Genomic DNA, 10520 nt, shown 5'->3' with positions numbered 1-10520 from the left:
GCGCTTCTTCTCGGGCGGCATCCGGCCCTTGGTCATGCCGAACTCGGTGAAGATCCAGGTCATCGCCCGGTCGGCCGATTCCCACTGATCCTCGTCGATGGTGCGCGGCAGGAAGCGCTGAATGGTGGTGCCCTGCGGCGTGACGCCGCCACCGATCATCTCGGCGATGGAGCCCGTCACCACCACCGAAGGCAATGCCGGGTCCAGCGTGTCCCAGGCGCGCTTCATCGCGCCCTCGGTCCCGTCGCGGCCCAGCTCCTCTTCGGCCAGTCCCGTCACCACGATGGGCAGCTCGTGCGGCGGCAGCCCGTCGGTGTAGTGCAGCACGGAGGTCACCGGCAGGTTCTCGCAGCCCACCGGACCGTCGATGACCACCTGCAGGCCCTTGACCGCGGTAAAGGCATAGACCGCGCCCCAGTAGCCGCCCGCGCGGTCGTGATCCTGGATCAGCATGTGGCCCTCCCGTCGTTCTCGGAGGTGACGCGTAGGGTGCGTGCTCGCACGCACCCACCCCGGCGCCAGACGGTGCGTGCGAGCACGCACCCTACGGGCTGATTGCGAACCGCGGCGCTCATATCATCTGCTCCGCCTTCGCCGCGCGCGCCTGCTTCTCCAGCTTCTTCTGGTGCCGCTCGCGGAACTCCGGGTGCAGGTTGGGGGCGCCTTCCCAGATGCCCGCCGTCTCGCCCTCGCCCACGCCGTGGAAGAAGGCCTTCATGTGCGCCATGCGGTCCCTGTTCTCCATCGCCGCGCGCATCACCTGCTGGAGCGAGCCTGCGCCGGCCGGCCCCATCAGCGGCCGGGCCGAGATCAGGTTGGTGAAGTAGAGCGAGGGGATCGAAAGCTCCTTGGCCTTCTGCACCACAGGCGTCGTGCCTATGGCGAGGTCGGGCTGCACCGCCTCCATCGCGGCGCAGTCGTCCTCGAGGCTGGCGCGGAACTTCACCTTGGCGCCATGCGCCTCGAGCCAGGCAGCGTCCTCTTCGCTCCAGGGCGTCCGGGGACAGGCCGAGCCGACATAGGCGACCTCGGCCCCGCTCTCGACCAGCAGGCGTGCGACCAGCAACTCGCTGCCCTCGTAGCCCGAAAGCGTGATCCGCCCCTCCAGCCGCGCGCCTTCCAGCGCGCCCTTGATAGCCGGCAGGACGGCGTTCTGCGCCGCGGCGATCTTCTCGGCGGAAACGCCATGCGCCTCGCCGATCGCCTTGAGCCATGCGGCCGTGCCCTCGTGGCCCACGGGCGCGGAGCCCACGATGGGCCGGCCCGCCGCCTGAAACTCGCGGACGGCGGCGGTGTAGAAGGGGTGGATCGCCGCGACCACCGCGCTGTCCAGCGCAGCGTAAAGCTCGCGCCACTCGCGGCAGGGCACCACCGGCCCGGCGGCCAGGCCCATGGGGTCCAGCATCCGGCCGATCATCATCGGGTCGGCCGGGAACATCTCGCCCAGCATGGCGACCGTGGGCCGCGAGCCACGCCCGCCTTCGGGCGCGGCCACCGGCCCGGCCTCCACCTCGGCGCGGGCGTAGTTCAGCATCGCGCCGGCAAGGATGTCCTTCGCCTCGGCATGGGTCGGCACGCCGAAGCCCGGCACGTCGATCCCCACGATCCGCACGCCGTTTATCTCGTCCGGCAGAAGCCGCAGGGGCACCCCGGAGGCGGTCGGCACGCAGAGGTTGGTGACCACGATCGCGTCGAAGCGGTCGGGGTCCGCCATCTCGTAGACCGCGTCGCGGATGTCCTCGAAAAGCTTGCCGGTCACCAGCGTCTCGGAGTTGAAGGGCACATAGCCCACCGAGCGCCGCGCGCCGTAGAAATGGCTCACGAAGGTCAGCCCGTAGACGCAGCAGGCCGAGCCCGACAGCATCGTCGCCACCCGGCGCATCCTGAGGCCCACGCGCAAGCTGCCGAAGGCCGGGCACATGCTCTGCGGCTTGTCGTGCGGACCCTGCGGGTAGTCCCTGGCATACTGGTCCAGGATCTCGGACTGGCCGGCCATGCGCGCGGCCTTTTCCATCTCGGCCCCGGAATGGCAGCCAAGCCCATCCGTGCCGGGGGCCGGCGCCGCATCGCCCCGAGGCGCACTGCGGCGCTCGCCCTCGATCACCACCGCGTCCGCGGCATCGTCGTAGCGCACCTCGTCGGTCATGCCGCCCTCCCCTCGTCGCTCGGGGCCTTGCGGATGTCGTCCATCAGGCGGCGCAGCTGGTCCGGCCGCGCCGTCTCGACCAGGCGGCGAAGCTGCGCGTGGCGGATTTCGTCCTGGGGATCACGCATCGTCATAGATCACCTCCAGCGATTCCTTCACGACCGCGTTCTTGCCGCGCATGTCCTGGTCGGTGGCGGGCTCAAGCACGAAGTCCGCGCCGGTATCCTTGCCGTCGAAAAGCCCCAGCAGCCCGTCCTGGCTGAGCGGCGTCGGATGCGTCGGGGGGGCGCCGGCGACGTTCTCGGCCAGCTCGGCAAAGAGCGCGCCCCACTGGGTCGCGTTGGTGCCGACGATCTCGTAGGAGGCCGACTTGCGCCGCAGGTCGTCGTCGGCGGGGATCGAGGCGAGGACAGGGATGTCCACCGACTTGGCGAAGGCCTGCGCCTGCCCGGTGCCGTCGTCCTTGTTGATGACCATGCCGGCGACGCCGACATTGCCGCCCATCTTGCGGAAATACTGCACCGCCGAGCAGACGTTGTTGGCGACGTAGAGGCTCTGCAGGTCATTGGAGCCGACCACGATCACCTTCTGCGCCATGTCCCGCGCGATCGGCAGGCCGAAGCCGCCGCAGACCACGTCGCCCAAAAAGTCGAGCAGGACGTAGTCGAAATCCCAGTCGTGGAAGCCCAGCTTCTCCAGCAGTTCGAAGCCGTGGATGATGCCGCGCCCGCCGCAGCCGCGGCCCACTTCCGGCCCGCCGAGTTCCATGGCGAAGACGCCGCCGCGCTTGAAGCAGACGTCGCCGATCTTCACCTCCTCGCCGGCAAGCTTCTTCTTGGTCGAGGTCTCGATGATCGTCGGGCAGGCCTTGCCGCCGAAGAGCAGGCTGGTGGTGTCGGATTTCGGGTCGCAGCCGATCAGCAGCACCCGCTTGCCCTGCTCGGCCATCATGTGGCTGAGATTGGCCAGCGTGAAGGACTTGCCGATGCCGCCCTTGCCGTAGATCGCGATGATCTGGGTGTGTTTCGTTGGCTCCTCGGCCGGCACCTCGAGCGTCGGCTCCTGGGCCGCCTCGTCGCGCAACCGCTGATCGAAATCCTTCAGATTCGGCACTTCGTCCTTCACGCCGCATCCTCCCAGTTGAGTATCATTTTAAGGCAGGACTCGTCCTCGAAGGCGGTCCTGTAGGCGGTCTCGGCCTCCCTTGCGGGAACCTCGTGCGTGATCAGCCCGGCAAGCGACAGCGCGCCCGACTCCACCAGCGCGCGCGTGGCGGCCAGATCCTCGCGCGCCCATTCGGCGGCGACGCGCAGGCGCGCCTCCTTCATGAAGGCGGGCGGGAAGGCGAAGCTGAGGCCCTCCGGATAGAAGCCCGCAAGCACCACCTCGCCGCCCTTCTGCAGGCGGCCGATCAGGTCGTTGAGGATGCCTGCGTTGCCGGAGGCGTCGTAGATCGAGCGATAGTCGCGGCGCGTGTCGTCCTCGGGGCGGATGACCTCGTAGCCCTCTGCACCCGCGCTGCGGCTTTCGGAAATTTCCCAGACGGTCGGCGCGGGCGCGCCTGCGGCGATGGTCAGCCGCGCCAGCAGCCGGCCCAGCACGCCATGACCCACGATCAGGTCGGGCACCTGCTTGTCCAGCCCCGCCATCGCGTGCCGCGCGGTCGCGGCGAGCGCCAGAAGCGCGCCTTCCGCGCCCCAGGCCGCGTCGATGGGCGTGACGCGGTCGGCCTGGGTGACAAGCGTGCGTGCGGCGCCGCCGAAGAGGCCGAAGGCCCCGTCGAAGCAGTTGGCCCCCGGCACGAAGACGTGCTGGCCAGGGCGGTATCCCGTGGCGGGGTCGGCCTCGACGATCTCGCCCGCCGCCTCGTAGCCGGGCACCAGCGGGTAGCCCATGCCGGGAAAGGGCGGCATCTGCCCGGTATAGAACAGCTTTTCCGTCCCGGTGGAGATACCGGAATGGTCGATACGCACCACAAGGTCGCCCGACCCGGGCACCGTGAGCGGCACTGTCCCGAGATGGAGGTCCCTGGGACCGTTCAGCAGAACGGCATTGGTATCCATGCTCTCTCTCCCAGACCGGGGCCGGCGGCGAGTCGCCTCGCGGCACATGCCGGCTACACAGGTGTCAGTTTAGCTTTACACTTGTCGTTGTCAATTAGCCGTTACGGTTTTTCGCATAATCCGCGGCCGGCTTCGTCGCAACGAGCACGCTGGTGACGTAGGGGCGCAGAACCGCGGGCTTTTCCGGCGCGTCGAAGCCCGCCTCGCGCAGCAGGCATGCGATCTCTGTGGCAGAGCGAGTGCGCCCGGTGCGCATGGCCATGCAGTAGAAGGCAAAATAGATGTCCGTGGATCGGTCGGGCCGCGCGCCGCCCGACATCGGTTCCGACACGATCATCCGCCCGCCGGGCGGCAGCGCGGCGAAGCATTTCGCCAGCAGGTCGCGCACCGTGGCATCCTCGTGATCGTAGAGAACCCGAATCAGCGAGATCGCGTCGGCACCCTCGGGCAGCGGTCCCACGCGGAACGATCCGGGGTGGAAAGCGGTGCGCGCCTCCAGCCCGGCGGCGCTCATCCGATGCCGCGCCTCGTCGATCACCTGGGGCAGATCGAAGAGCATCATGTCCAGACCGGGCGCCTTTGCCGCCGCCGCCCGCAGAAAGGCGCCACTGCCGCCGCCCACGTCCAGAAGCCGCCGGACGCCTTTCAGCGACACCAGGCGCAGGGTGTCCTCGGCCACCAGCGCCTGGCTCTGGGTCATCAGGTCGGAATAGGCGCGCGCGGTGGCAGGATCGACGCCCGCGCCGCCGTCAAAGACATAGGGCCAGACCTGCGCCAGTTCCGTCTCCGAATCGCCGCGCAGCAGCGCCACGGGATCGGCCATGTCGCGGTAGAGGGCGCCGTGATGGCGGATCATCGGCAACAGGCCCGGCACCCCGGTCAGCGCGGCGCCCCGCGTCGTGACCGAATAGCGCCCGTCGCGGCGGCGCCGGAGCAGGCCCATCGCGGCGCCCGCCTGCAACAGCGCCTGCATCCGGTGTTCGGGAATGTCATTCACGCGGGCGAGCGGGGCGGCCCCCTGCGGCCCTTCCATCAGCGCCTCGATCACGCGCAGTTCGACCAGCGCGGCCAGCGCCTGCGACTGGACGAAGCCGGCGACGAGGTCCATCAGCGCCTCGCCCTCGCGCCGGACCTTGCGGCGGGTGAACGGGAAGGCTGCGGCCCAGCGCTGAAATCCGGGGCGCGCGGCGAGTCGCGCGATGGCGGTGGACAGGCTGCGCCGCGTCTGCGGCCCGCGTTGCTCCTCCGCCACGTCAGCCATGCGTCAGGCCAGGTGCCGCACGGCCGACGGCATGATGCGCTCGGACTGCATCCGGACCATCTGTGCGAGCCGCGCCTCGCCCGGGCAGGAGGGGATCGAGGCGATGGCGCCGGCAAGGATGTTCTTCAGCCGCTTCGCCGCACCCTCGACGCCAAGCTCCGCGACCGCGCTCGGGCGGCCGTGCGCCGCGTCCTGCCCGACTGGCTTGCCCAGCGCGCCCTCGTCCATCACCGCATCGCGCAGGTCATCGGCAACTTGAAAGGCCTCGCCGATTCGGTCGCCCAGTTCGAACCACGGCTCCGGCTCGTGGCCCGCCGCGATGGCGCCCATCTGCGTTGCCGCGATGAAGAGCGCGCCGGTCTTGGAGCGATGATAGGCGGCGAGGTCCACCTGCGGCTCGCTCTCCCACCCCTGGCCCGCGCAGATGCCGCCGGGCATGCCCGACCGCTGCGCCAGCGTCAGCACAAGCTGCGCGCCGCGCTGCGGCTCTTCCGCCGCCGCCCGCGCCAGCACCTCGAAGGCCAGGATGATCAGGCTGTCGCCGGTCAGAACCGCCAGCGGCTCCGAATAGGCGCGGTGGACCGAGGGCTTGCCGCGCCGCGTCGCCGCGTCGTCGAAGCAGGGCAGGTCGTCGTGCACGAGACTGGCACAATGCATGAGCTCAAGCGCGGCGGCGGCCGCATCGGTCAGCGCCGGGCGGTCGTCGCCGCAGGCCAGCGCGACCGAGGTCAGGATCGTGGGCCGGATGCGCGCGCCGCCGGGCGCAGTGGCGTACTGCAGCGCCTCGGCCAGCCGGGCGGGCGGCGTGCCCCCCTGCCCGATCGCGATGGCGCGGGCCACCGCCTTGTCGATCCGCGCGAGAAGGTCCATGCGGGCGCTCCCTTGGGTTCAACCCGCCGCGCGGGCGGGACATGCGTCAATCCGTCTGCATCTGTTTACAGACAAAGTGTAAATTAGACTGGACAGTTTGCGCGGGCGAGTCAACAATTCCCTCATGGCATTGGGCAATTTCTCGGACAGGCCCGCGATCATCGTGGGCGCGGGCATCGCGGGGCTCGCCGCTGCCGCGCGCCTTGCCGCCGCCGGCCGCCCCGTCACCGTGCTGGAACGCCACGCCACGCCGGGCGGCAAGATGCGCGTGATCGACAGTGCCGCCGGCCCCGTCGATGCCGGGCCGACCGTGCTGACGATGCGGCCGGTGTTCGAGGAGCTGTTCGCCGCGCTGGGCGAGCGGTTGGAGGATCACGTCACGCTGCACCGCCAGCACATCCTCGCGCGGCACTTCTGGCCGGACGGCAGCACGCTCGACCTCTACGACAGCGAAGCGGCCAGCGCCGAGGCAGTGGGCGCCTTCGCGGGCGCGCGGGCAGAGGCGCAGTTCCGCGCCTTCGCCGCCCGCGCGCGGCGGCTCTTTTCCGCCTTCGACGCGCCGATGATGCAGGCGGCAGAGCCCGCCCTGCCCCGTCTTGCCGCGACCGTGATGCGCCGGCCGCGGCTGATGGCCGACATGGCACCGCAGGCAACGCTGGCGAAGGCGCTGGCGCGGCAGTTCGACGACCCGCGGCTTGCCCAGCTCTTCGGGCGCTACGCGACCTACGTCGGCGGCTCGCCCTACCGCGTGCCCGCGCTGCTTGGGCTGATCTGGGAGGCGGAGGCGCGCGGCGTCTGGGTGGTCGAGGGCGGGATGCACGCGCTGGCCCGCGCGCTGGAACGGCTGGCGGCGGCACGCGGCGCGGAATTCCATTACGGCGCGCATGTCGCCCGGATCGAGGCGCCCGACGGCCGGGTGCAGGCCGTCGTGCTGGAGGACGGCGCGCGGCTGCCGGCCGCGCAGGTGCTTTTCAACGGCGACCCGCGCGCGCTGGCCACCGGCGCGCTCGGGCCGGACGTGGCGCAGGTGGCGCCGCAGACGCTGAAGACGGGCCGCGCGCTGTCGGCGCAGGTCTGGGCCTTCGCGGCGAACCCCGCGGGCGTCGAGCTTGCCCATCACAACGTCTTCTTCTCGAAGGACTACGCCGAGGAGTGGGGATACCTGCACAGCGGCCTGCCCCCGCGCGAGCCCACGCTTTATGTCTGCGCGCAGGATCGCGGCACACCCGCCGCGGTGCCTGCGCCCGAACGCTTCGAGATCATCGTGAACGCGCCGCCGCTGGGGCGGCCCCCGCACCCGGCCGAGGAGTATGGATCATGTCGGACGCGCACCTTCGAGACGCTGACCCGGATGGGGTTGAGCTTCGATCCGATCCCGGGGCCAGGGAGCCTGACGACGCCATCGGGATTCGAGGCGCTGTTTCCGGCCTCGATGGGGGCGCTCTACGGCCAGAGCCCGGAGGGGATGACGGCCGCGCTGGGCCGTCCGCGCGCGCGGACGAAGGTGGCGGGCCTCTACCTCGCCGGGGGCGGCACGCACCCCGGAGCCGGGGTGCCGATGGCGACCCTCTCCGCACGGCACGCGGCCGAGGCGATGCTGAGCGCCCGAACTTCGACCTCGAGGTCGGGCCGAACGGCTACGCCTGGTGGTACGTCGACGGGATCAGCGACGACGGTTCCCGCGCCGTATCGGTCATCGCCTTCATAGGCTCGGTCTTTTCGCCCTGGTACCGCTGGTCGGGCAGGCACGACCCGGAAAACCACGTCTGCATCAACGTGGCCACCTATGGCCCCGGCGGGCGCTTCACCATGACCGACCGGGGGCGGAAGGCGCTGAGGAAGTCGCGCGACAGCTTCCGCGTGGGTCCCTCGGCGCTGCACTGGCGGGACGGGGCGCTGGTGATCGACGTGAACGAGATCTCCTCGCTGCCGCTGGTCAGCCGCGTGCGCGGCCAGATCCGGGTAAAACCGGTGGCGATGAGCTCGGTCGAGATGCTGCTGACGCCCGACGAGGCGCATCTCTGGCGCCCCTTCGCGCCCAACGCGGACATCGAGGTGGAGATCGAGGCGCCGGGCTGGCAGTGGTCGGGGCACGGCTATTTCGACGCCAACTTCGGCACCCGCGCGCTGGAGGAGGATTTCGCCTACTGGACCTGGGGCCGCTTCCCGGCGGCGGGGGGTGCCACCTGCTTCTACGACGCCACGCGCCTCGACGGCAGCACGCTGGCACAGGCGATCCACTTCGACCACGACGGCGGCGCGCATATGGTCGAGCCGCACCCGAAGGCCGGATTCCGCCGCTCGCTCTGGGCCGTGAAACGCGAGACGCGGGCCGATCCGGGCTATCGCCCCCGGCAGGTGCTGCCGATGCTGGACGCGCCGTTCTACTGCCGCTCGGCGGTGAAGACGCGGCTCGACGGGGAAGAGACGGTGGGCGTGCACGAGGCGCTGGACCTCACCCGCTTCCGCACGCGGTGGATCAAGCCGATGCTCGCCATGCGCGTGCCGCGGCGGGCGGGCTGGCGGTTTCCGGACTGAGCGCCGGGCGTCCGGCGGCACCGGCAGCAGCGGAGGGCGCGAAAAAGGGGGCGCTGCCCCCTCGGCCCTGGCGGGCCTCACCCCCGGGGTATTTCGGGCAAGAGGAAGGACCGGGGCGCCGAAGGCGCGAACAGCTCAGTCCAGGAAGCGCGCGATCTCCTGTGCGACGGCCTGCGGGTTCTCTTCGTGGGCGAGATGGCCCAGTTCGGGGAGGTGCACGACTTGGGCGTCGGGCATCCGCGCGGCGGCGCGGTCCGAGGTGGCAGGGGGGACCGCCTGATCCCGGTCGCCGGTGATGAAGAGCGTGGGCGCGGCGATTCCGGGCAGCATGTCGATGAGCGGGTCGATCCGCCATTGCGACATCATCTGCAGCGTTGCGTCGACATGGCCGCGGTCGCCGATCAGCCGGGCGTAGAGGCGCAGCCCCTCGTCGTCCAGCGTCGTGCCCGTGGAGCCGATCAGACGGCGGGTCCGGGCCAGGCTGGCGCCGCCCAGCGTGAACAGGTTGGCAGAGAAGGGGTTGAGCGCGAGGAACTTTGCCAGCATCGGAAAGAGCCAGCCGGCGACGCCCTCGAAGTTGCCGAGGGCCGCGTTGATGCCGATGACCTTCGGCTGTGGTTCGAGCCGGCGGGCCAGTTCAAGCGCGATGGCGCCGCCGGCGGAGTGGCCGATCACGGCCTTCGGGTGCCAGCCCTGCGCCTGCGCGAGTGCCGCGATGTCGTCGGACATCAGCGGCAGGGAGCAGCGGCTGCGGGTGCCGGCCCGCGTGAAGCCCTGCCCGGGCAGGTCGAGCGCGACGGTGTGCCAGCGTTCGGCGAGCAGGGGCATCAGCCCCCGCCAGCTGTGGGTCGAGGCGCCGGCGCCGTGGATCAGGAGCAGGGTTTCGCCCTTGCCCATTTCCTGCACGTGCCAGCGGTGCGGCGGGTGGTCGATCCGGCGCGAGGCCTGCGCGTGCGGCCATGTGGAGAGGTCGCGCGCCCAGTCCATCAGTCCCCCAGGGCGTCCGCGATGGCGCCGGAGAGGCGGCGCGCGTCGGCGCGCGGCAGGGCGAGATAGGCGGCGCCCAGGCCGTCCGAGAGGGTGCGGCCCGCATCCCCGCGCCGCGCGGCGGTGTCGATCACCAGCGCCGGCACGCCCTGCGCGCGCAGGAGGCGCGCCATGCGGGCAGCGTCCTCCGTGGCCTGCGCGCGACCGCCTTCGCCTTCGAGCGTCACGTTGGCGCGCCCGTCGGTCAGGATGGCGAGGCGCGGGGAAAGGCCGCGCCCCTGCGCCTGGTGGGCCAGCAGGCCGGCGGCCTGAAGCCCGGCGGCCAGCGGCGTGCCGCCGCCGCCGGGCAGCGCGGCGAGGCGGCGCTTGGTCTGCACCAGCGAGCGGGTGGGCGGCAGCAGCAACTCTGCGCCCGTGCCACGGAAGGCGATCAGGGCCACGTGGTCGCGGCGGGCGTAGGCCTCTGCCAGCAGCAGTTCGACGGCGCCCTTCGCCTCGTTCAGCCGGGTCATGGCGAGCGAGCCGGAGGCGTCCACGGTGAAGATCACAAGCCGGTCCGAGCGGTCCTCGTAGCGCCGCAGGCGGATGTCGGAGGCATGGACGCGCACGCGGCCCGCGCCGGGCTCGTGCCGGCGGCGGATCGTCTGCCAGGGCG

Annotated in this window: 10 protein-coding genes and 1 pseudogene; 2 read left to right on the top strand and 9 right to left on the bottom strand. The window is 71.1% G+C overall.

Features of this window, described 5'->3' with window-relative positions; genetic code table 11:
* From ACLFOB_RS11830 to ACLFOB_RS11800, 7 genes and pseudogenes are all read right to left on the bottom strand, one after another.
* Positions 1 to 453, bottom strand: a pseudogene (locus tag ACLFOB_RS11830) (chlorophyllide reductase subunit Z); the annotation flags it as partial.
* Between the two features lie 118 nt (positions 454 to 571).
* Entirely contained in the window at positions 572 to 2146 is a 1575-nt protein-coding gene (gene bchY / locus ACLFOB_RS11825; protein ID WP_410926187.1) for a chlorophyllide a reductase subunit Y, read from the bottom strand.
* Positions 2143 to 2274 carry a hypothetical protein gene (locus ACLFOB_RS11820; RefSeq protein WP_410916322.1) on the bottom strand — a complete coding sequence of 44 codons (132 nt, stop codon included), beginning with the start codon at positions 2272 to 2274 and terminating at the stop codon, positions 2143 to 2145. Before ACLFOB_RS11820 ends, bchY begins: the two co-directional genes overlap by 4 nt.
* Complete coding sequence (locus tag ACLFOB_RS11815; protein WP_410916323.1) at positions 2267 to 3271, bottom strand: chlorophyllide a reductase iron protein subunit X; 1005 nt, start codon at positions 3269 to 3271, stop codon at positions 2267 to 2269. The genes ACLFOB_RS11820 and ACLFOB_RS11815 overlap by 8 nt, the downstream gene beginning before the upstream one ends.
* Positions 3268 to 4209, bottom strand: a complete 942-nt coding sequence (bchC, locus tag ACLFOB_RS11810) for a chlorophyll synthesis pathway protein BchC (protein ID WP_410916324.1) — start codon at positions 4207 to 4209, stop codon at positions 3268 to 3270. Before bchC ends, ACLFOB_RS11815 begins: the two co-directional genes overlap by 4 nt.
* A 94-nt stretch (positions 4210 to 4303) precedes the next feature.
* A complete protein-coding gene (locus tag ACLFOB_RS11805) occupies positions 4304 to 5470 on the bottom strand; it encodes a methyltransferase (protein ID WP_410926186.1) in 1167 nt (388 codons plus the stop codon).
* Between the two features lie 3 nt (positions 5471 to 5473).
* Positions 5474 to 6340, bottom strand: a complete 867-nt coding sequence (locus ACLFOB_RS11800) for a polyprenyl synthetase family protein (protein WP_410926185.1) — start codon at positions 6338 to 6340, stop codon at positions 5474 to 5476.
* A 124-nt stretch (positions 6341 to 6464) separates the two neighbouring features.
* Between ACLFOB_RS11800 and crtD the strand changes: the two genes are divergently transcribed.
* Positions 6465 to 8048: a 1-hydroxycarotenoid 3,4-desaturase CrtD gene (crtD, locus tag ACLFOB_RS11795; RefSeq protein WP_410926184.1), complete on the top strand. Its 1584-nt coding sequence runs from the start codon at positions 6465 to 6467 to the stop codon at positions 8046 to 8048.
* On the top strand, positions 8003 to 8878 hold the full coding sequence (crtC, locus tag ACLFOB_RS11790) for a carotenoid 1,2-hydratase (protein ID WP_410926188.1): 876 nt from the start codon (positions 8003 to 8005) through the stop codon (positions 8876 to 8878). Before crtD ends, crtC begins: the two co-directional genes overlap by 46 nt.
* 135 nt (positions 8879 to 9013) lie before the next feature.
* On the opposite strand, the gene bchO is transcribed toward crtC, so the two are convergent.
* On the bottom strand, positions 9014 to 9865 hold the full coding sequence (gene bchO, locus ACLFOB_RS11785) for an alpha/beta fold hydrolase BchO (protein ID WP_410926183.1): 852 nt from the start codon (positions 9863 to 9865) through the stop codon (positions 9014 to 9016).
* On the bottom strand, positions 9865 to 10520 hold a 656-nt coding region (locus ACLFOB_RS11780), incomplete at its 5' end, for a VWA domain-containing protein (protein WP_410926182.1). The genes ACLFOB_RS11780 and bchO, both read right to left, overlap by 1 nt.

The sequence above is a fragment of the Rhodosalinus sp. genome, assembly GCF_046542825.1.
Lineage (GTDB): Bacteria > Pseudomonadota > Alphaproteobacteria > Rhodobacterales > Rhodobacteraceae > Rhodosalinus.
The sequence above is the reverse complement of the archived record's forward strand: the minus strand, read 5'-3'. Positions and strand labels throughout refer to the sequence as shown.

Bases quoted from the DNA above. Each gene is read 5' to 3' on its own strand.
- bchY (WP_410926187.1), bottom strand. From the start codon at position 2,146: ATGACCGACGAGGTGCGCTACGACGATGCCGCGGACGCGGTGGTGATC.
- ACLFOB_RS11820 (WP_410916322.1), bottom strand. From the start codon at position 2,274: ATGCGTGATCCCCAGGACGAAATCCGCCACGCGCAGCTTCGCCGCCTG.
- bchC (WP_410916324.1), bottom strand. From the start codon at position 4,209: ATGGATACCAATGCCGTTCTGCTGAACGGTCCCAGGGACCTCCATCTC.
- ACLFOB_RS11805 (WP_410926186.1), bottom strand. From the start codon at position 5,470: ATGGCTGACGTGGCGGAGGAGCAACGCGGGCCGCAGACGCGGCGCAGC.
- ACLFOB_RS11800 (WP_410926185.1), bottom strand. From the start codon at position 6,340: ATGGACCTTCTCGCGCGGATCGACAAGGCGGTGGCCCGCGCCATCGCG.
- crtD (WP_410926184.1), top strand. From the start codon at position 6,465: ATGGCATTGGGCAATTTCTCGGACAGGCCCGCGATCATCGTGGGCGCG.
- bchO (WP_410926183.1), bottom strand. From the start codon at position 9,865: ATGGACTGGGCGCGCGACCTCTCCACATGGCCGCACGCGCAGGCCTCG.